The sequence below is a fragment of the Agromyces atrinae genome, assembly GCF_013407835.1.
Taxonomy (GTDB): domain Bacteria; phylum Actinomycetota; class Actinomycetes; order Actinomycetales; family Microbacteriaceae; genus Agromyces; species Agromyces atrinae.
Genome location: NZ_JACCBI010000001.1, coordinates 2,838,377 through 2,860,397, shown reverse-complemented (window position 1 = coordinate 2,860,397; position 22,021 = coordinate 2,838,377). Strand labels below are relative to the sequence as shown.

The 22,021-nt window shown below is 70.1% G+C and carries 21 protein-coding genes; 7 read left to right on the top strand and 14 right to left on the bottom strand.

Annotation, left to right across the window (positions count from 1 at the left end; translation table 11 throughout):
* The first annotated feature begins 2 nt into the window (after positions 1–2).
* Positions 3–917: a LysR family transcriptional regulator gene (locus BJ972_RS13370; RefSeq protein ID WP_129171986.1), complete on the top strand. Its 915-nt coding sequence runs from the start codon at positions 3–5 to the stop codon at positions 915–917.
* Positions 918–1,005: 88 nt separating this feature from the next.
* A complete protein-coding gene (locus BJ972_RS13365) occupies positions 1,006–2,010 on the top strand; it encodes a putative FMN-dependent luciferase-like monooxygenase (protein ID WP_129171987.1) in 1,005 nt (334 codons plus the stop codon).
* Positions 2,011–2,179: 169 nt separating this feature from the next.
* Here BJ972_RS13365 and BJ972_RS13360 read toward each other — a convergent pair whose 3' ends face one another.
* From BJ972_RS13360 to BJ972_RS13320, 9 genes are all read right to left on the bottom strand, one after another.
* Complete coding sequence (locus tag BJ972_RS13360; RefSeq protein WP_129171988.1) at positions 2,180–3,673, bottom strand: CoA-acylating methylmalonate-semialdehyde dehydrogenase; 1,494 nt, start codon at positions 3,671–3,673, stop codon at positions 2,180–2,182.
* Between the two features lie 11 nt (positions 3,674–3,684).
* Positions 3,685–5,001 (bottom strand): aspartate aminotransferase family protein, encoded by a 1,317-nt coding sequence (locus tag BJ972_RS13355; protein WP_129171989.1) that lies wholly within the window; start codon positions 4,999–5,001, stop codon positions 3,685–3,687.
* 69 nt (positions 5,002–5,070) lie between these two features.
* Entirely contained in the window at positions 5,071–6,225 is a 1,155-nt protein-coding gene (locus BJ972_RS13350; protein ID WP_129171990.1) for an ABC transporter substrate-binding protein, read from the bottom strand.
* A 33-nt stretch (positions 6,226–6,258) separates the two neighbouring features.
* Positions 6,259–7,056 (bottom strand): ABC transporter permease, encoded by a 798-nt coding sequence (locus tag BJ972_RS13345; RefSeq protein ID WP_129171991.1) that lies wholly within the window; start codon positions 7,054–7,056, stop codon positions 6,259–6,261.
* A complete protein-coding gene (locus BJ972_RS13340; protein ID WP_129171992.1) occupies positions 7,056–7,865 on the bottom strand; it encodes an ABC transporter ATP-binding protein in 810 nt (269 codons plus the stop codon). Before BJ972_RS13340 ends, BJ972_RS13345 begins: the two co-directional genes overlap by 1 nt.
* Positions 7,862–8,737 (bottom strand): ABC transporter permease, encoded by an 876-nt coding sequence (locus BJ972_RS13335; RefSeq protein ID WP_241830661.1) that lies wholly within the window; start codon positions 8,735–8,737, stop codon positions 7,862–7,864. Before BJ972_RS13335 ends, BJ972_RS13340 begins: the two co-directional genes overlap by 4 nt.
* Before the next feature lie 22 nt (positions 8,738–8,759).
* Positions 8,760–9,791: a TIGR03842 family LLM class F420-dependent oxidoreductase gene (locus tag BJ972_RS13330; RefSeq protein ID WP_129171994.1), complete on the bottom strand. Its 1,032-nt coding sequence runs from the start codon at positions 9,789–9,791 to the stop codon at positions 8,760–8,762.
* A gap of 32 nt (positions 9,792–9,823) precedes the next feature.
* A complete protein-coding gene (hydA, locus tag BJ972_RS13325; RefSeq protein WP_129171995.1) occupies positions 9,824–11,287 on the bottom strand; it encodes a dihydropyrimidinase in 1,464 nt (487 codons plus the stop codon).
* 11 nt (positions 11,288–11,298) lie between these two features.
* Complete coding sequence (locus BJ972_RS13320; protein ID WP_129171996.1) at positions 11,299–12,162, bottom strand: nitrilase-related carbon-nitrogen hydrolase; 864 nt, start codon at positions 12,160–12,162, stop codon at positions 11,299–11,301.
* 211 nt (positions 12,163–12,373) lie between these two features.
* On the opposite strand from BJ972_RS13320, the gene BJ972_RS13315 reads away from it, so the two are divergent.
* The 5 genes from BJ972_RS13315 (at position 12,374) to BJ972_RS13295 (ending at position 17,198) form a co-directional block, all read left to right on the top strand.
* A complete protein-coding gene (locus BJ972_RS13315; protein ID WP_129171997.1) occupies positions 12,374–13,729 on the top strand; it encodes an aminotransferase-like domain-containing protein in 1,356 nt (451 codons plus the stop codon).
* Positions 13,730–13,903: 174 nt separating this feature from the next.
* Positions 13,904–14,599, top strand: a complete 696-nt coding sequence (locus tag BJ972_RS13310) for a 3-oxoacid CoA-transferase subunit A (RefSeq protein ID WP_129171998.1) — start codon at positions 13,904–13,906, stop codon at positions 14,597–14,599.
* Positions 14,596–15,270 (top strand): 3-oxoacid CoA-transferase subunit B, encoded by a 675-nt coding sequence (locus BJ972_RS13305; RefSeq protein WP_129171999.1) that lies wholly within the window; start codon positions 14,596–14,598, stop codon positions 15,268–15,270. Before BJ972_RS13310 ends, BJ972_RS13305 begins: the two co-directional genes overlap by 4 nt.
* A complete protein-coding gene (locus BJ972_RS13300; RefSeq protein ID WP_129172000.1) occupies positions 15,267–16,439 on the top strand; it encodes a thiolase family protein in 1,173 nt (390 codons plus the stop codon). Before BJ972_RS13305 ends, BJ972_RS13300 begins: the two co-directional genes overlap by 4 nt.
* Positions 16,440–16,448: 9 nt before the next feature.
* Positions 16,449–17,198 carry an IclR family transcriptional regulator domain-containing protein gene (locus BJ972_RS13295; RefSeq protein ID WP_129172001.1) on the top strand — a complete coding sequence of 250 codons (750 nt, stop codon included), beginning with the start codon at positions 16,449–16,451 and terminating at the stop codon, positions 17,196–17,198.
* On the opposite strand, the gene BJ972_RS13290 is transcribed toward BJ972_RS13295, so the two are convergent.
* From BJ972_RS13290 to BJ972_RS13270, 5 genes are all read right to left on the bottom strand, one after another.
* Positions 17,199–17,762 (bottom strand): dihydrofolate reductase family protein, encoded by a 564-nt coding sequence (locus BJ972_RS13290; protein WP_129172002.1) that lies wholly within the window; start codon positions 17,760–17,762, stop codon positions 17,199–17,201.
* A 191-nt stretch (positions 17,763–17,953) separates the two neighbouring features.
* Positions 17,954–18,292, bottom strand: coding sequence for a carboxymuconolactone decarboxylase family protein (locus BJ972_RS13285; RefSeq protein ID WP_129172003.1), 339 nt, complete (start codon positions 18,290–18,292; stop codon positions 17,954–17,956).
* Entirely contained in the window at positions 18,289–19,281 is a 993-nt protein-coding gene (locus BJ972_RS13280; protein ID WP_206736449.1) for a 3-hydroxyacyl-CoA dehydrogenase, read from the bottom strand. The genes BJ972_RS13285 and BJ972_RS13280 overlap by 4 nt, the downstream gene beginning before the upstream one ends.
* A complete protein-coding gene (locus BJ972_RS13275; RefSeq protein WP_129172004.1) occupies positions 19,266–20,540 on the bottom strand; it encodes an iron-containing alcohol dehydrogenase in 1,275 nt (424 codons plus the stop codon). Before BJ972_RS13275 ends, BJ972_RS13280 begins: the two co-directional genes overlap by 16 nt.
* Positions 20,537–21,982, bottom strand: coding sequence for an NAD-dependent succinate-semialdehyde dehydrogenase (locus BJ972_RS13270; protein WP_241830662.1), 1,446 nt, complete (start codon positions 21,980–21,982; stop codon positions 20,537–20,539). The genes BJ972_RS13275 and BJ972_RS13270 overlap by 4 nt, the downstream gene beginning before the upstream one ends.
* Positions 21,983–22,021: the final 39 nt, after the last annotated feature.

Sequence of the window (22,021 nt, the reverse complement as noted above, 5' to 3'; positions counted from 1 at the left end):
ACATGGACGTCCGTCGACTCGACCTGCTGCGCGAACTCGCCGAACGCGGCAGCATCACGGCCGTCGCGCGGGCAACGCACCGCACGCCGTCGGCTGTCTCGCAGCAGCTCAAGATCCTCGAGCGCGAGGCCGGCATGCCGCTCACCGAACGCTCGGGGCGCGGCATCGTGCTCACGTCGGCAGGGCAGGCGCTCGCCCGGAGTGCGACCGAGGTCGCCGTGGCGCTCGAACGGGCATCCGCTCTGTGGGATGAATTCCGCAACCACCCCAGCGGCGAGGTGTCGGTGCTCACCTTCCCGACGGCCGGCCAGATGCTCATGCCCGGAGTGCTGCAGGACACGGCGCGCATCGACGGACTCGTCGTGACCTGCACCGACCTCGACCCCGAGCTCGCCGAGTTCCCCGACCTCGCGAGCGACTACGACATCGTGCTCGCGCACACCATGCCGGGGCTGCGCCCGTGGGGCGGCCGGGGCCTGCGCGTCGTGCCGCTCATGGTCGAACCGCTCGACGTCGGCCTGCCCGTGGGGCACCGGCTGGCTGAGCGCAGCTACCTCACGGCGAGCGACGTCGTCGACGAGACGTGGATCGGCGTGCCGCCCGGGTTCCCCTTCGAACGCGTGCTGCACGAGCTCGAACAGCAGGCCGGGCGGCGCATCGACATCGCACAACGGCTGAGCGACATGCGCATCATCGAGGCGTTCATCCTCGCGGGGCTCGGCATCGCGTTCCTGCCGCGCTTCACGACGAACGCGCTCACCGAGGGCATCGTGCTGAAGCCCATGCGCGGCCTCGATTCGCGGCGCGAGGTCGTCGCGCTCGTGCGGCCCGACGTCGCCGAGCGCCTCGCGGTGCGCACCGTGCTCGACATCCTCGTCGCCCACGCCGCACGCGTCGAGCGCGCCTACGCCACCTGACCCTCCCGTCTCGGCGTCACGTTTGCGCTCTTCACGCCGCTCGAACAGCCCATTCGTGACGCCGAGACCGGGTGCGTAGGGTGGGCGGATGACGGAGCGACCGCGACTCGGATTCTTCACGCGCCTGCTCGACGACGCGCCCGCCGGCGAACGATACCGACTCGCGTCCGAGCAGATCGAGCACGCCGAGTCGCTCGGGATCCACTCGGCCTGGGTCGCGCAGCACCACTTCTCGGCCGATGAGGGCGGGCTGCCGTCTCCGTTCGTCTTCCTGTCATCCGTCGCCGCGCGCACGAACCGCATCCGCCTCGCGACCGGGATCGTGACGCTGCCCCTCGAAGACCCCGTGCGCACCGCCGAAGACGCCGCCGTGCTCGACGCGCTGAGCGACGGGCGACTCGAGCTCGGGGTGGGATCGGGCGGCACACCGTCATCCTTCGCCGCGTTCTCTCGCGCGAGCGACGACCGGCGCGCGATCTTCGCCGAGCACCTCGCGACCCTGCGCGGTGCGCTGCGCGGCGACGACCTCGCGGGCAGCGGCAACCGGCTCTACCCCGCCGCACCGGGCCTCGACGCGCGCATCTGGCAGGCGACGTTCTCGGCCGAGGGCGGGCGACGGGCCGGCGCTGCGGGCGACGGACTCATGCTGTCGCGCACGCAGCCGCGCCCCGCGGAGGCGCCGCACGCGACTCTCTCCGAACTGCAGCAGCCCATCGTCGACGCATATCTCGCGGCGCTTCCGGCCGGAGCCCGGCCGCGCATCCTCGCCTCGCGCACCGTGTTCGCGGCCGACGACCGCGACCTCGCCCGCTCGCGCGCCGACCGCGGGCTGCGTCGCGCGGCCGATCGCTTCCGCGCGTCGGGGCACGACCTGCCGAGCGACGACCTCGACGACCTGCTCGCCGCCCTCGACACGAACGTCGGAACCGCGGATGACGTGATCGAGCGGCTCGCGGCCGACACGGTGCTGGCATTCGCCACGGATGTCGCGGTGCAGGTTCACTCGGTCGACCCGCCGCACGCCGAGACACTCCGCTCCCTCGAGCTCGTCGCCACGGTCGTCGCGCCCGCCCTCGGCCTGGCCGTCGTCTGACGCTCCCCCGCACCCTCGGTCTCGGCGTCACGAATGTGCTGCTCGCGCACTCTGAGCAGCACATCCGTGACGCCGAGACATCAGGGTTTGGGGGTCACGACACGCTGGCTAAAACGGGTTGAGCCAGCGTGTCGTGACGCCGAGACGGAAAGCAGGGAGGGGAAGGGGGTCAGTCGTGCTCGGGGAAGCCGAGGTTAAGGCCGCCGTGGCTCGGGTCGAGCCAGCGGCTCGTGACCGCCTTCTCGCGCGTGAAGAAGCGCAGACCGTGCGGGCCGTACGCCTTCGCGTCGCCGAAGAGCGAGGCCTTCCAGCCGCCGAACGAGTGGTACGCGACGGGCACGGGGATCGGCACGTTGACGCCGATCATGCCGACCTCGACCTCGCGCTGGAAGCGCCGCGCGGCGCCGCCGTCGTTCGTGAAGATCGCCGTGCCGTTGCCGTACGTGCCCGTGTTGATGATGTTGAGGCCCTCCTCGTAGCCCGACACGCGCACGATCGAGAGCACCGGTCCGAAGATCTCGTCGGTGTAGACGGTCGACGACGTCGGCACATTGTCGATGAGGGTCGGGCCGAGCCAGAACCCGTCGGCCTCGCCGTCGAATTCGCCGTCACGCCCGTCGACGACGACCGTCGCACCGTCGGCGGCCGCGACGTCGATGTACCCGGCGACCTTGTCGCGATGCGCCTCGGTGATGAGCGGGCCCATGTCGCACGAGCGGCGACCGTCACCCGTCTTCAGGGTCGCCATGCGCTCCGAGATCTTCGCGACGAGCTCGTCGGCGATCGAGTCGACCGCGAGCACGACCGAGATCGCCATGCAGCGCTCGCCCGCCGAGCCGAAGCCCGCGTTGACGGCCGAGTCGGCGACGAGGTCGAGGTCGGCGTCGGGCAGCACGAGCATATGGTTCTTCGCGCCGCCGAGCGCCTGCACCCGCTTGCCGTGCTTCGACGCGGTCTCGTAGATGTACTGCGCGATGGGGGTCGAGCCGACGAACGAGATCGAGGCGACGTCGTCGTGCTCGAGCAGCGCGTCGACGGCCTCCTTGTCGCCGTGCACGACGTTCAGCACGCCGTCGGGCAGGCCGGCCTCCTTCATGAGGGCGGCCATCCAGTTCGCCGCCGAGGGGTCCTTCTCCGACGGCTTCAACACGACGGTGTTGCCCGCGGCGATCGCGAGCGGGAAGAACCACAGCGGCACCATGGCGGGGAAGTTGAACGGGCTGATGATGCCGACGACTCCGAGCGGCTGCGTGAGCGTGTAGACGTCGACCCCGGTCGAGACGTTCTCGGAGTAGTCGCCCTTCAGCAGGTGCGTGATGCCGCAGGCGAACTCGACGACCTCGAGTCCGCGAGCGATCTCGCCACCGGCATCCGACAAGACCTTGCCGTGCTCGGCGGTGAGGATCTCGGCGAGCTCGCCGCGGCGCGCGTTGAGCAGTTCGCGGAAGTTGAAGAGCACACCCTGGCGCTTCGCGAGCGAGGCGTCGGCCCACGCGGGGAACGCGGCGCGCGCCGCAGCGACGGCGGCATCGACGTCGGCGACGCTGCCGAGGCGCACCTCCTTCTGCACGATTCCGCGGGCGGGGTCGTAGACGGGTGCGGTGCGGGAGCTCTCGCCCGCGTAGTCCGCTCCGGAGATCCAGTGGTCGAGCACGGTGGTCATGGTGTGTCCTCTCAAGAGAGATCGAGGCTGAAGACCTCGTCATAGGTGGTGAGTGCTTCGGCGACCTCGTCGGCGGTGACGATCGCGGGCGGCACGACGTGGATGCGGTTGTCGGCGGTGAACGGCAGCAGCCCGCGTGCGAGCAGCTCCTTCTTGAGGCGACCGACGACGGCGCCCGAGACGGGCTCGCGCGAGTCGCGGTCGGCGACGAGCTCGAGCGCCCAGAAGACGCCCTCGCCTCGTACCTCGCCGATGATCGAGTGCTTCTCGGCGAGCGCCGCGAGGCCGGGCGCGAGGTGGTCGCGACCGATCGTGGCCGCGTTCTCGACGATGCCCTCGGCGTCCATGGCGTCGAGCGTTCCGACGATGGCGGCCATGGCGAGCGGATGACCGCTGTAGGTGAGACCGCCGGGGAAGACGGTCTCGTCGAAGTCGGCCGCGATCTCGTCGCTGATGATGACACCGCCCGCGGGCACGTACCCCGAGTTGACGCCCTTCGCGAAGGTGATGAGGTCGGGTTCGACGTCGTAGCCGTCGAACGCGAACCAGCGCCCGGTGCGGCCGAAGCCGGCCATGACCTCGTCGAGGATGAGCACGATTCCGTAGCGGTCGGCGAGCGCACGCACGCCCGCGAGGTACCCGGGCGGCGGCACGAGCACACCGGCGGTGCCGGGGATCGTCTCGAGGAGGATCGCCGCGATGCTCGAGGCGCCCTCGCTCTGGATGACGCGCTCGAGGTGTCGCAGGGCGCGCTCCGACTCCTGCTCGGGCGTCGTCGCCCAGAACTCGGAACGGTAGAGGTAGGGCCCGAAGAAGTGCACGTGGCCGCGGGCGTACTCGTTCGGCACGCGGCGCCAGTCACCCGTGGCGACGACGGCGGCGCCGGTGTTGCCGTGGTACGAACGGTACGTCGAGAGCACGGTGTCGCGGCCCGTGTGGAGGCGCGCCATGCGGATGGCGTTCTCGTTGGCATCCGCACCGCCGTTGGTGAAGAAGACCTTGTTGTGCCGGCTCGGGGCGCGCCGCACGATGCGGCGGGCGGCCTCGCCGCGCGTGAGGTTCGCGGCGGCCGGGGCGACGGTCGTGAGGATCTGCGCCTGCTCGGTGATCGCCGAGATCACCGAGGGATGCTGGTGGCCGATGTTCGTGTTGACGAGCTGGCTCGAGAAGTCGAGGTAGGTGTTGCCCGCGTGGTCCCACACGCGAGAGCCGCGGCCGCTCGCGATGACGAGCGGGGCGAGGCCCGCTTGCGCCGACCACGAGTGGAAGACGTGCTCGCGGTCGAGCTGCCGGGCGCGATCGTCGAGCTCGGCGTTCGTGTCGGTCATGGTGTGCTGCCTTTCCTGCTGCAGAGGGTCGACGGGTGGATGCCGCGGGGCATCCACCCGCCCGGGAGCTTAGTTGCCGCCCTCGACCAGTTCGACGTCGATGGGGGCGAAGCCCTCACCGGTGACGTCGACGCCGTCGGCGGTCAACTCGTCGAGTGCCTTCTGGATCCACTCGTTCGACCAGGCCGAGGCCGGGGGCTCTTCCGTGATGGGGGAAGCGCCGGTCTCGTTGACGGCCGAGAGCGCACCCTCGACGGTCTGGTTCCACGCGGCCTCGTCGATCACGCCGATGCCGTCGGGAGCCGGCCAGATGAGCTTGTTGGTCTCGTTGACCATCCACAGCTCGTGGCTCGGGCCCCACCCGCTGCCGGCGGCGATCGTGATGTCGGATGCCGCCTGCGGGTCGTCCGCGGCGAAGATCCAGCCCTTGATGACGGCCTTCAAGAACTTGACCGTCGTCTCCTGGTAGGCCTCGTCGCTCTCGAGGCGCTCGGTGTCGGCCCAGATCGCGTCCTGGAGCATGGCTCCGACCGTGTCCTGGTAGCTGATGACGTTGAAGTCATCCTCGGTGTAGAGCTCGCCCGTGTCGGGGTCGACCGCTTCGAGCAGCTGCGCGTACTCGTTGTAGGTCATCGCCTGTGCCGCGTCGATGTCGCCCTGCAGGAACGCGTTCATGTTGAAGTCCTGCGTGATGATCTCGACGGTCGACGAGTCGAGGCCCTCGGCGGCCATGGCCGCGAAGATCTCCCACTCGTTGCCGAAGCCCCACGAGCCGATCTTCTTGCCCTCGAAGTCGGCGACCGAGTCGATGCCCGAGTCGGCCCAGCTGACCTGGAGCGTGCCCGAGCGCTGGAAGATCTGCGCGATGTTGGTGAGGTTCGCGCCGGCTTCGATCGAACCGAGCACCTTCGGCACCCAGGCGATCGCGTAGTCGACGTCGCCGTTGGCGAGGGCGTCCTGCGGCACGATGTCGCCGCCCGACGGGATGATCTCGACGTCGAGGCCCTCTTCTTCGAAGAAGCCCTGGTCGACGGCAGCGAAGTACCCGGCGAACTGTCCCTGCGGGAGCCACTGGAGCTGGAGCTTGACCGAGGTCAGCTCGTCGCCGCCGCCGCCCGAGGCGTCGTCGGTGCCATCGGCGGGTGCGCTGCAGGCCGAGAGGATGAGTGCCGCCGAGGCCGCGACGGCCCCGAGAGTGGCGAACCGCATTCTGCTGTGTCTCATGTGCGTTCCTTCCGTGCTGTGAGTGGTGCTGGTTTAGGAGGGGGAACCGTGCCGGGTCGCGAGGCGCTCGAGGGCGAGCGTCGCGACGTAGAAGAGCAGACCGAGCACGATGGAGGCGACGACGTAGGCCCACGCGCGCGCATACGCGCTCGAGGCCGCCGACGTCGAGATGAGACCGCCGAGCCCGCCGCGCGGACCTCCGAAGTACTCAGCGACGAGTGCGGAGATCACGGCGAGGGACGAGGCGATGCGGATGCCGGTGAAGATGAAGGGCCGCGCGGTCGGCAGGGTCACGGTGCGGAGCACCTGACCCGAGCTCGCGGCGTACGCGGTCATGAGGTCGCGGTGCACGGCCCGCGTCTGCCGGAACCCGCGCAGGGTGTTGAGGAAGACGGGCACGAACGACGCGAGACCCGCGATGAACTGGCGGCTGAACTGGCTGTCGGCGCCGAACATCGTGTTGAGCACGGGGGCGAGGGCGACGATGGGGATGACGGCGAGCGACGCGACCACGGGAGCCGTCATGCCGTCGATCGGCGACCACCGCGACGCGAGCGCGGCGAGCAGCACACCGATGAGCGAACCCCCGACGAGGCCGATGAGGGCGTTGAGCCCCGTGATTCCCGACGCCTGCACGATCGACGGGAAGAACGCGACGAACTGCTCGGCGATCGAGGCCGGGCTCGGCAGCAGGTACTCGGAGACCCCGACGACCGAGACGAGGAACTGCCACGCGCCGAGCACGATGACGCCGACGGCGAGGGGCGCGACGACCTGCAGCCAGCGCAGGTCGCGCGGGCCGCTGCGCGCGCGAACGGTGACGGCGCTCATCAGCGGGTCTCCACTCCGCGCGTCGTCGGCGCCCCGCCGTGCAGCGCTTCGCGCACGGCCGTGATCATCTCGAAGTAGGAGGTGTCCTCACGCAGCGCATCGGTGCGGTCCTGCGTCTGGTCGAGGCGCATGGGCACGATCTCGCGGATGCGCCCCGGCCGCGGCGACATGACGACGACGCGGTCGGAGAGGTACACGGCCTCGGGGATCGAGTGGGTGACGAAGACGACGGCGGCACCCGTCTCGGCGCAGATGCGCACGAGCTCGGTCTGCATGCGTTCGCGCGTCATCTCGTCGAGGGCGCCGAACGGCTCGTCCATGAGGAGGAGGCTCGGCTTCTCGGCGAGCGAGCGCGCGATGGCGACGCGCTGCTGCATGCCGCCCGAGAGCTGGTCGGGGTACCGGCCGGCGAAGTCGGTGAGGCCGACCATGTCGAGCAGTTCGGCGACGCGCGCCGCGCGCCCGGCGACGCCGTGCAGTTCGAGCGGGAGGCCGACGTTCTGTGCGACGGTGCGCCACGGCAAGAGCCCGGCCTGCTGGAACGCGATGCCGTAGTCCTGGTCGAGACGCGCCTGCTTGGCCGTCTTGCCGAACACCGAGACGGTGCCGGCCGTCGGCTGATCGAGGTCGGCGATGAGACGCATGAGCGTCGACTTGCCGCAGCCCGAGGGGCCGATGAGCGAGACGAACTCGCCCGCCTTCACCTCGAGGTCGATCGCCTCGAGCGCGTGCACGAGGCCCTCGCGCGTCTCGAACGTCTTGTCGACTCCGGCCACGGTCACCGCGGGCGCCGAGAGGGTGTCGCTCATGTGCCCACCTCCACTCGTCGGTAGTTCTTGAGGATCACGCCGAGCAGCGCGACCGATCCGGCGGCCACGAGGCCGAGCACGATGGCTCCGAAGATCGGGCCCCACGCCTTCGCGGGGTCGCCCGACGCCTGGCCGGCGTACTGGATGAGGATGCGTCCGATGCCGCCCTGCAGGCCCGTCGAGACCTCGGCGACGACGGCGCCGATGACGGCGTTCGCCGCACCGAGCCGCAGCGCGGGCAGGAGATAGGGAACGGATGCCGGGAAGCGGAGCCGACCGAGGGTCTTCCACCAGCCGATGCCGTAGGTGTGCATGAGCTCGAGGTGGATCGTGTCGGGCGACTGGAGCCCGCGGAGCGCTCCGATCGCGATGGGGAAGAACGCGAGGTACGACGCGATGAGGGCGACCGACATCCAGTCCTGCCACTCGAACGACCCGATGACAACGCGCGACCCCCAGCTCTTCACGACGGGCGCGAAGGCGATGAGCGGCACCGTCTGGCTCAGCACGATCCAGGGCAGGAGGCCCCACTCGGCGATGCGCCAGCGCAGCATCACGAGCGAGAGCCCGATGCCGACGACGACTCCGACGAGCCACCCGACCGCCGCGATGCCGAGCGTCACGAGGGCCGCCGACGCGACCGCGAGCCAGAGCGGACCCGATGTCTCGGCCCGCGTGACGTTCTCGAAGAGGCGACCCGCCATGTCCCACACGTGCGGCATCGCGAGGTCGCTCGTGCGGGGCAGCACCCGGGCGCCGCCGATGACGACCCCGTCGGCGGGGCCGAGCCACTTGTAGCCCTCCCAGAGGATCGCGAGCACGATGATGCCCGCGACGCCCCACAACCAGGCCCGCGCCGTGCGGGCCCTCATCGCCGTCATCCGCCGCTCGCCGTCACGACTTGGCCACGTACCGATCGGAGAGCGCCGGGATGACGGTCTCGCCGTAGACGCGGAGCGTCTCTTCCTTGTTGTCGTGCTGCAGGTAGCCCGCAAACTGGTCGACCCCGATGGCCTTGAGCTCTTCGAGCTTCCTGATGTGCTCCTCGGCCGTGCCGATGATGCAGAAGCGGTCGACGATCTCGTCGGGCACGAAGTCGACGTGGTCGTTGCCCGTCTTGCCGTGCGAGTTGTAGTCGTAGCCCTCGCGGCCCGCGATGTAGTCGGTGAGCGCCTGCGGCACCGCACCCGATGTGCCGTACTTCGCGACGATGTCGGCGACGTGGTTGCCGACCATCCCGCCGAACCAGCGGCACTGGTCGCGCATGTGCGCGAGCATCGCCGGGTCGGAGGAATCGCCGATGTACATGGGAGCAGCCACGCAGAACGTGATCGAGTCGGGGTCGCGGCCGGCCTTCTCCGCGGCATCCCGGACGGTCGCGATCATCCACTTCGCGATGTCGATGTCGGCGAGCTGCAGGATGAAGCCGTCGCCGACCTCGCCCGTGAGCTTGAGCGCGAGCGGTCCGTAGGCCGCGACCCACACCTCGAGCTCCGACCCGACCGACCACGGGAAGCGCAGGGTCGAGCCGTTGTACTCGACCTCGCGCGAGTTGCCGAGCTCGCGGATGACGTGGATCGACTCGCGCAGCTCCTTGAGAGTCGTCGGCTTGCCGTTCGTGACGCGCACCGCCGAGTCGCCGCGGCCGATGCCGACGACCGTGCGGTTGCCGTACATCTCGTTGAGCGTCGCGAACACGGAGGCCGTGACCGTCCAGTCGCGCGTCGCGGGGTTCGTGACGAACGGGCCGACCTTCACCTTCCGCGTCTCGGCGAGGATCTGCGAGTAGATGACGTACGGCTCCTGCCAGAGCAGGTGCGAGTCGAACGTCCACACGTGGCTGAAGCCGTACTGCTCGGCGAGCTTGGCAAGGTGCACCGTGCGCGAAGCGGGAGGGTTGGTCTGAAGGACGGCACCGAATTCCATGCTGTATCCGTTTCTGAGTCAGTCGTTCAGAGTCAGGTGAGGTACTGCGAGAGCTCGCGCTTGAGGAAGCGGCCGTCGCCCTTCCGCCCGAGGTACTCGCCGCCGTCGACGACGATGCGCCCGCGGGAGATCACGGTGTCGACGCGACCGTCGACCTCGAAGCCCTCCCACGCCGAGTGGTCCATGTTCATGTGGTGCACGCGACCCGTCGGATTGCCCTCGGCGTCGACCGGCATGCCGATCGTCGTGTGGCCGTTCGGGTCGTAGACGACGACGTCCGCGTCGGCGCCCGGGGCGATGACGCCCTTCCGGCCGGCGAGACCGAACATGCGTGCCGGAGTCGTCGAGGTGAGCTCGACCCAGCGTTCGAGGGTCAGCTGCCCCGTCACGACGCCCTGGTACATGAGGTCCATGCGGTGCTCGACCGAGCCGATGCCGTTCGGGATCTTGCGGAAGTCGCCGAGCCCGAGGTCTTTCTGACCCTTCATGCAGAACGGGCAGTGGTCGGTCGAGACCATCTGCACGTCGTTCGTGCGAAGGGCCTGCCACATCGCGTCCTGGTGACCGTGCTCGTGCGACCGGAGCGGCGTCGAGCACACCCACTTCGCCCCCTCGAAGGCACCCCATTCGGCGCTCTTCGCACCGAGCTGCTCTTCGAGGCTCAGGTAGAGGTACTGCGGGCAGGTCTCTCCGAAGACGTTCTGACCGGCATCCCTCGCCGTGGCGAGCTGTTCGACGGCCTGCTTCGCGCTCACGTGCACGACGTAGAGCGGGGCTCCCGTGAGCTTCGCGAGCATGATCGCTCGGTGCGTCGCCTCCTCCTCCATCTCCCACGCACGGGCGATGCCGTGGAAGTAGGGATCGGTCTTGCCCTCGGCGACGAGCTGCTCGGCGAGCACGTCGATGACGGGGCCGTTCTCGGCGTGCATCATCGTGAGCAGGCCCGTGTCGCGAGCGACCTGCATGGCGCGGAGGATCTGCGCGTCATCCGAGTAGAAGACGCCCGGGTAGGCCATGAAGAGCTTGAAACTCGAGATGCCCTCGTCGATGAGACCCGGCATCGCGGCGAGCGCGTCGGCGTCGACGCCACCGATGATCTGGTGGAAGCCGTAGTCGATCGCGCACTCGCCCGCGGCCTTCTCGTGCCACGCCGCGAGGCCGTCCTGAATGCGTTCGCCGTACTTCTGCACGGCGAAGTCGATGATCGAGGTCGTGCCGCCGTGGGCCGCGGCCCGGGTGCCCGTCTCGAACGTGTCGCTCGCCGCGGTGCCACCGAAGGGCAGCTCCATGTGGGTGTGGGCGTCGATGCCGCCGGGGATGACGTACTTGCCCGTCGCATCGACGACCGTGTCGACCGACGAGGCGAGGTCGGTTCCGAGCAGCACGCTGCCCGGCTCGATGAGGGCCGCGATGCGCTCCCCGTCGAGGAGCACGTCGGCCCGGCTCCGGCCCGTCGCGCTCACGACGGTACCGCCGGTGATGAGTGTGGTGGCCATGGGGAGCCTCCTTACGGCTTCGGGATCGAGGTGTACGACTCGGGCCGGCGGTCGCGGTAGAACTGCCAGTTGTTGCGCACCTCGCGGATGAGGTCGAGGTCGAGGTCGCGCACGACGATCTCCTCCTCGGTCTGCGAGCCGTACTCGCCGATGATGTTGCCGCGCGGGTCGACGAACTGGCTCGATCCGTAGAAGTCGACGGCGAGGTCGCCGTACTCGTTGTCTTCGCGGCCGACGCGGTTCGCCGCGGCGACGAAGTAGCCGTTCGCGGCTGCCGCTGCGGGCTGCTCGATCTCCCACAGGCGGTTCGAGAGGCCGGGCTTCGTCGCATTCGGGTTGAACACGATCTGCGCACCGTTGAGGCCGAGCTCGCGCCATCCCTCGGGGAAGTGCCGGTCGTAGCAGATGTAGACGCCGATCGGACCGACGGCGGTCTTGAAGACCGGGTAGCCGAGGTTGCCGGGGCGGAAGTAGAACTTCTCCCAGAACCGGTCGAGGTTCGGGATGTGGTGCTTGCGGTACGAGCCGAGGATCGTTCCGTCGGAGTCGACCACGACGGCGGTGTTGTAGTAGACGCCCGGCTGCTCCTCTTCATAGATCGGCAGCACCATGACCATGTCGAGCTCCTTCGCAAGCGCGGCGAAGCGCTGCACGATGGGGCCGTCGGCCGGTTCGGCGTAGTCGTAGTACTTCGGGTCTTCGGTGATGCCGAAGTAAGGGCCGTAGAACAGCTCCTGGAAGCAGATGATCTGCGCGCCCTGCTCCTTCGCATCCCGCGCGAACTGCTCGTGCTTCACGATCATGGACTCTTTGTCGCCCGTCCAGGTCGTCTGGGTGATCGCCGCTCGGACGATGTTCGAACCTTCGTTTGCCATGCCTAGTGCCTCCTTGACTCGATCTGTCTTGATCAGCGGCCGGCAGTGGCGGTGGTGCCGTCACGACCGGCGGGAGCCGAACAGGACTTCGTCGTCCGTTCTGTTATTGTTCGGCGTGAACATTTCTTTTTTGTTTCACTCTGTGACACACGCGTTAATCATCTTGTTGCTATCGGGTCGGGTTGGCAAGAGTCGGGAAGGCTGAGAGCCGATGTTCGAGCAGTTGACCGAGAGAAGCCCCGACGCGATCGCGGGCTACCTGGCGCGCCTCATCTCGACGGGCGAACTCGCCCCCGGCGACCGCCTGCCGACCGTCCGCGAAGCGGCCTCGGCACTCGGCGTGAGCCCCGCGACCGTCAGCCAGTCCTGGCAGGCGCTGTCGCGCGCAGGCCTCATCACCTCCCGCGGACGGGCGGGCAGTTTCGTGAGCGCCGAACGCCGCGAATGGCTGCCGCCGCGCACCCTCTGGCTCGCCGGGCACGGTGAACCCGCGCGTCTCGACCTCTCGCGCGGCGCCCCCGACCCGTCGCTCCTCCCGTCGCTCACGCGCGCCCTCGGTCGCGTCTCGGCTCGCGCCGAGACGACGAGCTACCACGAGGCCCCCGTGCTCCCCGAGCTCGGTCGGGTGCTGCAGGAGCGCTGGCCCGCGGCATCCGAATCGCTCACGGTCGTCGATGGGGCGATGGATGCCGTGAGCCGGAGCCTCGAAGCCGTCGCGCGCTTCGGCGACCGGGTCATCGTCGAGTCGCCCGCGTTCCCGCCGTTCTTCGACCTGCTTGAGACGCTCGGTCTCGAACGCGTTCCCGTCGGGCTCGATGCCGACGGCATCCTGCCCGGCGATCTGCAGGCCGCCCTGCGACTGAAGCCGACCGCGCTTCTGCTGCAGCCGCGCGCGCAGAACCCGACGGGCGCATCGATGACGCCCGAACGCGCCGAAGAGCTCGCGCGTGTCATCTCGACGAGCCGCGACGCCGACGATCTCGTGATCATCGAGGACGACCACTCGGGCGCGATCTCGACGTCGCCCGACGTGAGCCTCGGGCGCTGGCTGCCCGACCGCGTGCTGCACGTGCAGAGCTTCTCGAAGTCGCACGGACCCGATCTTCGCATCGCGGCCCTCGGCGGGCCGGGGCACCTCGTCGATCGTGTCGTCGCGCGCCGCATGCTCGGCCCCGGCTGGACGAGTCGCATGACCCAGGGCATCCTCTTCGAACTGCTCACCGACGGATCGTCGCTCGACGAGGTCGCCGAGGCGCGGCGCCAGTACGACTCGCGCCAGCGGTCGCTGCGTGACGCGCTCGCCGGGTTCGGCGTGACACTGCCGCGCGCCGACGGCATCAACCTGTGGCTGCCCGTCGCCGACGAGCGGTCGGCCCTCGTGCAGCTCGCCGCCGCCGGCATCCGCGTCGCGCCCGGTGCGCCGTTCGTCGCGGGCGACTCGGCGCGCGGCGCCGACCACGTGCGCGTGACGGCCGGCATGGTCGCCGAGGAGGCCCCGGCCGTGGCATCCGCCCTCGCCGCCGCCGCTCTCCCGACCCCCTCCGCCGCCTTCCCCCTCCTGCGTTGACGCTCGCTTCTTTTCGTTTCGGCGTCACGACACGCTGGGATGCGCGCGCTTACCCAGCGTGTCGTGACGCCGAGACGGGTGAATTGCGTGCGCGGCCGCGCGAGCGGGGTGACGGATGACGTGGGCGGGTGTACGCTGAGCGCACGAACGTTCGTATAGCGAACATGGAGTGACATGATCTCGAAGCTCAGCGCAGACACCGAGACGGCGGTGGCCGGCATCCGCGACGGCGACACCGTCATGATCAGCGGTTTCGGCCGCGCCGGTCAGCCCGTCGAACTCATCGACGCCCTGCTGGCCCACGGCGCGACCGACCTCACCGTCGTCAACAACAACGCCGGCAACGGCGACACGGGCCTCGCCGCCCTCCTCGATGCGGGGCGCGTGCGGCGCATCGTCTGCTCGTTCCCGCGCCAGTCGGACTCGTGGGTCTTCGACCGGCTGTACCGCGCCGGCGAGATCGAGCTCGAGCTCGTTCCGCAGGGCAACCTCGCCGAGCGGATTCGTGCCGCCGGGGCCGGCATCGGCGGCTTCTACACACCGACGGGGGTCGGCACCCTGCTCGCCGAGGGCCGCGAGACGCGCGTGATCGACGGGCACGAGTACCTCTTCGAGACTCCCCTCGCCGCCGACGTCGCCCTCGTGAGCGCGCTCCGCGGCGACCGCCTCGGCAACCTCGTCTACCGCAAGACCTCACGCAACTTCGGGCCGATCATGGCGGCCGCCGCGACGACGACGATCGCTCAGGTCGATGAGATCGTCGACGTCGGCGCGCTCGACCCCGAGACGGTCGTCACACCGGGAATCTTCGTCGATCACGTCGTCGCCGTCGGCACCCGCGAATGGCTGCGCGACGGGAGCGCGGCATGAGCACCGGACTCGACCGTGGCCAGCTCGCGGCCCGCATCGCCGCCGACATTCCCGACGGGGCATACGTCAATCTCGGCATCGGCGCACCGACCCTCGTCGCCAATCATCTCGGCGACCGCGAGGTCATCCTGCACACCGAGAACGGCATGCTCGGCATGGGCCCCGAGCCCGATGCCGACCACGTCGATCCCGACCTCATCAACGCCGGCAAACAACCCGTGACCGAGCTGCCCGGGGCCGCGTACTTCCACCACGCCGACTCGTTCGGCATGATGCGCGGCGGGCACCTCGACATCTGCGTGCTCGGCGCCTTCCAGGTCTCGGAGACCGGCGACCTCGCGAACTGGCACACGGGCGGCGACGACGCGATCCCCGCGGTCGGCGGCGCGATGGATCTCGCGATCGGCGCCAAGCAGGTCTTCGTCATGACCGATCTGCTGACCCGCGACGGCACGTCGAAGCTCGTCGCGGCGTGCAGCTATCCGCTCACGGGCCGCGCGTGCGTCGCCCGCGTCTACACCGACCGGGCGATCTTCGACGTGACCGCCGACGGCTTCGCGGTCACCGAACTGTTCGGCGACGCGACCGTCGACTCGCTCGCCGAGCTGACCGGCCTCCGACTGAGCGATGCGACGAGCGCCGCCGACACGACCTCCGAGGAGAACCGATGACCGCCGCCTACGTCTACGACGCCGTCCGCACGCCCTTCGGTCGCTACGGCAAAGCCCTCGCCGAGGTGCGCCCCGACGACCTCGCCGCGGGCACGCTCTCCGCGCTGCTCGAGCGCCACCCCGACCTCGATCCCGCGCGCATCGACGACGTCGTGCTCGGGTGCGCGAACCAGGCGGGCGAAGACAATCGCGACGTCGCACGCATGGCCGTTCTTCTGGCGGGCCTGCCGACATCCGTGCCGGGTGTCACCGTCAACCGCCTCTGCGGGTCGAGCCTCGAGGCCGTCATCGGGGCGGCGCGCGCCGTCGAATCGGGCGATGCCGACCTCGTCGTCGCGGGCGGCGTCGAGTCGATGAGCCGGGCGCCCTGGGTGCTCGCGAAGCCGACGCGCGGGTTCCCGGCGGGCAACGAGACCCTGCATTCGACGACCCTCGGCTGGCGCCTCGTCAACGAACGGATGCCGAAGGACTGGACGATCTCGCTCGGCGAATCGAACGAGCGCCTCGCCGAACGCTTCGGACTGACGCGTGACGAGCAGGACGAGTTCGCGGTGCGGAGCCACCGACGCGCGGCGGATGCCTGGAACGAGGGCGTCTTCGCCAATGAGATCGTGCCCGTCGCGGGTGTCGACCTCGATCGCGACGAGGGCGTGCGCGCCGATACGTCGATGCAAGCGCTCGCCGGTCTCCGCCCCGCGTTCCGGCCGAACGGCACGATCACCGCGGGCAACGCGTCACCGCTCAACGACGGCGCGTCGATGGTGCTCATCGGCAGCGAGCGCGCGGGCCTCGCCGCCGAACCGCTCGCGCGCATCACGGGTCGCGGCGTCGCCGCACTCGACCCCGACATCTTCGGCCTCGGCCCCGTCGAGGCCGCCGAACGTGCGCTCGCTCGGGCCGGGCGCACGTGGGCCGACGTCGACCTCGTCGAGTTGAACGAGGCGTTCGCCGCCCAGAGCCTCGCGTGCCTGCGGTCGTGGCCCGACCTCGACCCGTCGATCGTCAATGTTCACGGAGGGGCGATCGCCATCGGTCATCCGCTCGGCGCTTCGGGGGGCCGCGTGATCGCGCGGGCCGCCCACGAACTCGCCCGCCGAGGCGGCGGCGTCGCCCTCGTCGCGGTGTGCATCGGCGTCGGGCAGGGCCTCGCCGTCGTGCTCGAGCGGTAGCCTGGCTCCGTGCAGACCGAGCCGAGCAGCGAGTTCATCCAGTCGCTCGCCCGCGGTCTCGACGTCATCACGGCGTTCTCGGCCGAACGGCCCGAGATGACGCTGAGCGATGTCGCGCAGGCGACGGGCCTCACGCGCGCGAGTGCCCGGCGCTTCCTCCTCACCCTCACGACCCTCGGCTACATGCAGACCGACGGCCGACTGTTCTCGCTGACCCCGCACGTGCTGCGCCTCGGCTTCAGCTACCTCTCGGCGCTCTCGCTGCCCGACGTCGCGCGCCCGCACCTCGAACGCCTCTCACAGAGGCTCGGCGAATCGACGTCGGCCTCGGTGCTCGACGGCGACGACATCGTCTACGTCGCGCGCGTTCCCGTGCGGCGCATCATGGCCGTCGGCATCACGATCGGCACGCGGTTCCCCGCCGTGACGACGTCGATGGGGCGCGTGCTGCTCGCCGCCCTTCCGCCCGCCGAGACGGATGCCGCAATCGAGCACTCCCCTCAGATCGACCGTGACGCGGTGCGACGCGCCGTCGCCGACGCGGGCACTCAGGGCTGGTGCATCGTCGACCAGGAGCTCGAGGTCGGGCTGCGCTCGGCCGCCGCGCCGCTCCGCCGCGCGGGCTCCGTCGTCGGGGCGATCAACGTCTCGACCTCGACGGCGACGACGACGCTCGAGCGCCTGCGCGACGAGTTCGTGCCCGCGCTCGTCGAGACGGCCGCCGCGATCTCGAGCGATCTCGAGCGCACGGGGTCGTAGTCAGGTCCGCGTCGGCCGATAACGCAGCCACACCCCGCCCGAGGCGAAGCGGTACTCGTTGAGCAATTCGAGCGCGAGGGTCGTGCCCGCCGGGAAGAACGGGGTGCCGCCGCCCGCGACGACCGGCCCGACGATCGGCTGGAACTCGTCGACGATTCCGGCGCGAATCGCCTGCGCGGCGAGTTCCGGCCCATCGATCGTGACGTCGAGATCGGATGCGGTCACGAATGCGCGCACCTCCTCGGGCTCGAACGACCTCTCGATGCGGGTGCGTTCGCTCGCGACATCCTCGAGGGTTCTCGAATACACGACCTTGTCGATCGCCTGCCATGCCCGGGCGAAGTCGGCGATGAACGGCGGGTAGTCGGGATCGAGGTGCGCGGTCTCCCAGAACAGCATGGTCTCGTACATGCGGCGGCCGTAGAGGAAGGTGCCGAACGAGGTCATCTGCTGGGCGAAGAAGTCGTGCGCCTCCTGGTCGACGTCGAGGAACTCCGAGCTTCCGTCGGGGCCGATCGCGTACCCGTCGAGCGACGTGATCATGGAGTAGATGAGTGAGCCCATGCGAGCCTCCCGCGTCGCACCCTCGGCGACCTGCGACGAGGCTAGCCCCGCCCACACACCCCGACAACCCTCCCCACCCCGGGTCTCGGCGTCACGAATGTGCTGTTCAGGCGTCCTGAACAGCACATTCGTGACGCCGAGACGGAAGAGGGACGCCGAGACGGGAAAGGGGCGAAGAGTAGGAGGGGAGGTCAGTGGCGGTGCTGCTCGGTGAGCTTGAAGGCGAGGCGGCCGTGGGCGTAGCCGCCGCCCGCGCGGATCGCCGTCGCGACCCAGGCCGCCTCGGCGATCTCGGCGTCGCTCGCTCCCGCCTTCACGCACGCCTCGGTGTGGAAGTCGATGCAGTACGCGCACTGCGTCGTGAGGCCCACGGCGAGCGCCATGAGTTCGCGGTACTTGAGCGGGATCTCCCGCCCCTCGGGCGCGAACACGGCGTCGTCGAACGCTCCGAACGCCGCGAGGATGTCGGGCGTGTGCTTCTTGTAGACCTTCGTGTAGCGCGCATCGTCGCGCTCGAAGTAGTCGGTCATGTCGCTTCCTTTCCGGCCGGGGCGGCCGTCTCGTGGCGGAGGGCCTGCAGCCTGAGTAGTTGTTCGTCGCGCCAGCGCACGCGCTCGTTCCACTCGTCGAGGGGCAGGATGTCGCGTCGCTCGGCCACCACACGGGCCACGAGGTCGGGCGTCCACGAGTCGCGCTGCCCGCGCTCGGCTCCCATGCGTTCGTAGGCGGGGCCCATGCGTTCGGCGTGCGCCGCGATGCCCCCGCGCGTGTTGAGGTCGACGGTCTCGAACGGGCCCATGAAGCTCCAGCGCAGACCGAGCCCGCTGCGGACGACCTCGTCGACGTCATCCGCCGACGCCACGCCGTCGCGCACGAGGCAGTACGCCTCGCGCAGCAGTGCGCCCTGCAGCCGGTTGAAGACGAAGCCCTCGACCTCGCGCCGCACGAGCACGGTGCGAAGGCCCGCCGACCGGTAGACGTCGACGGCGAGATCGACGGCTTCGGCACGCGTGGCGGGCGTCGGCACGACCTCGATGACGGGCAGCAGGTACGGCGGGTTGCCCGGGTGACCGACGATCACGCGATCGGCGATCGACGAAGGAAGCTCGGCGGCGATCGCACTCGGCACGATCGCCGAGCTCGAACTCGCGATGACGGCGTCGGCGTCGGCCGCCTCGCCGATCCGGGCGACGAGGTCGCGCTTCAGGTCGAGGCGTTCGGGGGCGCACTCCTGCACGAGCACGGCTCCCGCGACGCCTGCGGCCAGGTCGGCCGTGAAACCGATTCGAGCGGTTACGACGGCGATGCTCTCGGCGAGGAGCCCGTGCTCGTCGAGGAGAGCGAGACGTTCGGCGACGTCGACCGCGGCCCGGTCGAGCGCGCCGTCGACGGGGTCGATCAGGCGAACGGCACGGCCGGCCCGCGCGAACAGCACCGCGAAGGCGACACCGATCGACCCGGCGCCGACGATCGCCACCGGGCGAGCATCGCCCGCGGCATCCGTCACTCCGACCACCACGACCGGTCGTCGGCGTAACCGCGCTCGAGGATCTCGAGGATCGCCTCCCGCGTCAGCTCGCGCGGGTTGTTCGCCGTCAACCGCACCGCGAGCAGCGCCTGGTCGGCGACGAACTCGAAGTCGCTCGGCGAGAGCCCGAGGGTCTTGAGGTCGAGCGGGGCACCGAGCGCCGCGAGGATCTCCTCGATGCGGAGGATGCCGGCGTGGGCCTGCTCGATCTCGGGGCGGGTCGGGTCGGCCGCCCCGAGCAGTCGCCCGATCTCGGCGAACTCGGGCACACGAGCGGGCAGGTTGAAGCGCATGACGGCGGGCAGCAGGGCGCTCACGCCGAAGCCGTGCGGTGTGTGCGTGAGAGCACCGATCGGCGACTGGATCGCGTGCACCCCCGCCGTTCCCGCCGTGTTGATCGACATGCCCGCGCAATACGCCGCGAACATCGTGTCGGAGCGCGCCTCGAGATCGTCGGGGCGCAGGGCGATGCGCTCGAGCGAGGTGCCGAGCAACTGGATGCCGGTGCGGCAGTAGACGTCGGTGAGCACGTTCTTGCCGACATAGAGCGTGCCGGCGATCTCGGCGGATGACGGGTTCTTGGCGCGATCGGTGAACGACTCGATGAGGTGCGAGAAGGCGTCGGCACCCGTCGCCGCGGTGAGACCGGGCGGGCACGTGAGCGTGAGCTCGGGGTCGATGACGGCGGCCGTCGCCTGCAGGTGCGGGCTTGCGACGCCGACCTTCATGCCGCGCTCGCTGTCGTAGACGACCGAGATGCACGTGACCTCGGCGCCCGTGCCGCCCGTCGTCGGAACCGTGACGACGGGGACGCCCGGCCCGGGCACGAGGAACTGCCCGTAGAAGTCGCGCACGTCGGTGTCGTGGGCGAGCACGACGGCGACGACCTTGGCGAGGTCGAGGCACGAGCCTCCCCCGATGCCGACGATCGAGTCGAGCTGAGCGCCGCCGAAGCGCGACACGACGTCGACGATGTTCTCGCGCGGCAGGTCGGGCTCGGTCTCGGCGTACACCTCGACGGCGACTCCTGCCGCCTCGATGCCGTCGACGATCTCGCGGAACGGCTCGCTCTCCGACATCCGTGCGTCGGTCACGACGAGGGTGCGGGGACCGAGCCCGGCGACGATCGCCGCGACCTGTCGGCGCTGGCCCGGGCCGAAGAGCACCGTGCCGGGCTGGCGGAGGAGGCCGAGCCCGAGGTCGTTCTCGGTGCGCACGGGTGCCGGAAGCGTGCGGGCGACGGCGCTCACGAGGCGAGCCCCGCGCTCTCGTCGACGGTGATCGCGAGGTATCGCGGTTCGAGGAACTCCGAGATGCCGTCGTGACCGCCCTCGCGCCCGAGGCCCGACGACTTGATGCCACCGAAGGCCGCGGCCGGGTCGGCCATGATGCCGCGGTTGATGCCGACCATGCCGAACTCGAGTCGCTCGGCGACGGCGATCGCCCGCGAGAGATCGCGCGTGAAGACGTACGCGGCGAGACCGTAGGTCGTGTCGTTCGCGAAGGCGAGCGCCTCGGCCGTCGACCCGACGCGGTAGATCGTCGCGATGGGGGCGAAGAGTTCGCGGTTGCAGAGGTCGCCGATCTCGGTGTCGACGCGGAAGACGGTGGGCTCGAAGAAGAACCCGTCGCCCGCGACCTTGCCGCCGCCGGCGAGCAGCTCGGCGCCCGCGTCGGTGAACTCGGCGACGAGCCGGGCGACGGTGTCGCGCTGCCGTTCGGAGATGAGCGGGCCGACGTCGACGCCGTCGGTGAACCCGTCACCGACCGTGAGTTCGCGCGTGAGGGCGAGGAAGCGCTCGGTGAACTCGTCGGCGATCGACTCGTGCACGATGATGCGGTTCGCCGCGACGCACGCCTGACCGGCGTTCCGGAACTTGCAGACGACGGCCTGCTGGGCGGCGAGTTCGACGTCGGCGTCGGCGAGCACGACGAACGGGCCGTCGCCGCCGAGCTCCATCGACGCGTTGACGATGCCCGGCGCGGCCTGGCCGAGGAGGGTCGTTCCGACCCCCGTCGAGCCAGTGAAGCTCACCTTCCGCAGACGCGAGTCGGCCATGACGGCGGATGACACGTCGGCCGACGTCGTCGTGTGCACGAGGTTGACGACACCCGGCGGGAAGCCCGCATCGTGGAGCGTCTCGACGAAGAGGGCGCACGTGAGCGGGGTCTCCTTCGCCGACTTCACGACGACGGTGCAGCCCGCGGCGAGCGCCGCTCCGGCCTTCCGGGCGATCATGAGCAGTGGGAAGTTCCACGGCGTGATGAGGAGGCTCGGGCCGACGGGCTGGTGCGTCGTGACGATGCGGTAGCCGCCGTTCGAGCCACTCGCGTAGGTGCCGTGGAGGTGCGCGATCTGTTCCGTGTACCAGAGGAAGAAGTCGGCCGAGAGGGCGAACTCGGCGCGCGCCTCGGCGAGCGGCTTGCCGCTCTCGAGGGTCATGATCGCGGCGATCGCCTCGCCGCGTTCGAGCAGCAGGGCGTGCGCCCGGGCGAAGAGGCGGGCGCGAGCGCGGGGCGCGACGTCGCGCCACGCGGCCTGCGCGCGGTCGGCGGCGTCGAGCGCATCGAGCGCGTCGGAGGCTCCCCCGTCGACGACGCGAGCGATCTCGGCGCCGGTGGCCGGGTTCACGACGCCGAAGTCCATCGAGCCCGAACGCCAGGCGCCGTCGATGTAGAGGTCGAGGGGCACACGGTGCCCTCGTAGATCGGCCGTCACCGGGGAACTCGC

What these genes read in the sequence shown, in the direction of transcription:
- BJ972_RS13370 (WP_129171986.1), top strand. Translation starts at nt 3, where the DNA reads ATGGACGTCCGTCGACTCGACCTGCTGCGCGAACTCGCCGAACGCGGC.
- BJ972_RS13365 (WP_129171987.1), top strand. Translation starts at nt 1,006, where the DNA reads ATGACGGAGCGACCGCGACTCGGATTCTTCACGCGCCTGCTCGACGAC.
- BJ972_RS13360 (WP_129171988.1), bottom strand. Translation starts at nt 3,673, where the DNA reads ATGACCACCGTGCTCGACCACTGGATCTCCGGAGCGGACTACGCGGGC.
- BJ972_RS13355 (WP_129171989.1), bottom strand. Translation starts at nt 5,001, where the DNA reads ATGACCGACACGAACGCCGAGCTCGACGATCGCGCCCGGCAGCTCGAC.
- BJ972_RS13350 (WP_129171990.1), bottom strand. Translation starts at nt 6,225, where the DNA reads ATGAGACACAGCAGAATGCGGTTCGCCACTCTCGGGGCCGTCGCGGCC.
- BJ972_RS13345 (WP_129171991.1), bottom strand. Translation starts at nt 7,056, where the DNA reads ATGAGCGCCGTCACCGTTCGCGCGCGCAGCGGCCCGCGCGACCTGCGC.
- BJ972_RS13340 (WP_129171992.1), bottom strand. Translation starts at nt 7,865, where the DNA reads ATGAGCGACACCCTCTCGGCGCCCGCGGTGACCGTGGCCGGAGTCGAC.
- BJ972_RS13335 (WP_241830661.1), bottom strand. Translation starts at nt 8,737, where the DNA reads ATGAGGGCCCGCACGGCGCGGGCCTGGTTGTGGGGCGTCGCGGGCATC.
- BJ972_RS13330 (WP_129171994.1), bottom strand. Translation starts at nt 9,791, where the DNA reads ATGGAATTCGGTGCCGTCCTTCAGACCAACCCTCCCGCTTCGCGCACG.
- hydA (WP_129171995.1), bottom strand. Translation starts at nt 11,287, where the DNA reads ATGGCCACCACACTCATCACCGGCGGTACCGTCGTGAGCGCGACGGGC.
- BJ972_RS13320 (WP_129171996.1), bottom strand. Translation starts at nt 12,162, where the DNA reads ATGGCAAACGAAGGTTCGAACATCGTCCGAGCGGCGATCACCCAGACG.
- BJ972_RS13315 (WP_129171997.1), top strand. Translation starts at nt 12,374, where the DNA reads ATGTTCGAGCAGTTGACCGAGAGAAGCCCCGACGCGATCGCGGGCTAC.
- BJ972_RS13310 (WP_129171998.1), top strand. Translation starts at nt 13,904, where the DNA reads ATGATCTCGAAGCTCAGCGCAGACACCGAGACGGCGGTGGCCGGCATC.
- BJ972_RS13305 (WP_129171999.1), top strand. Translation starts at nt 14,596, where the DNA reads ATGAGCACCGGACTCGACCGTGGCCAGCTCGCGGCCCGCATCGCCGCC.
- BJ972_RS13300 (WP_129172000.1), top strand. Translation starts at nt 15,267, where the DNA reads ATGACCGCCGCCTACGTCTACGACGCCGTCCGCACGCCCTTCGGTCGC.
- BJ972_RS13290 (WP_129172002.1), bottom strand. Translation starts at nt 17,762, where the DNA reads ATGGGCTCACTCATCTACTCCATGATCACGTCGCTCGACGGGTACGCG.
- BJ972_RS13285 (WP_129172003.1), bottom strand. Translation starts at nt 18,292, where the DNA reads ATGACCGACTACTTCGAGCGCGACGATGCGCGCTACACGAAGGTCTAC.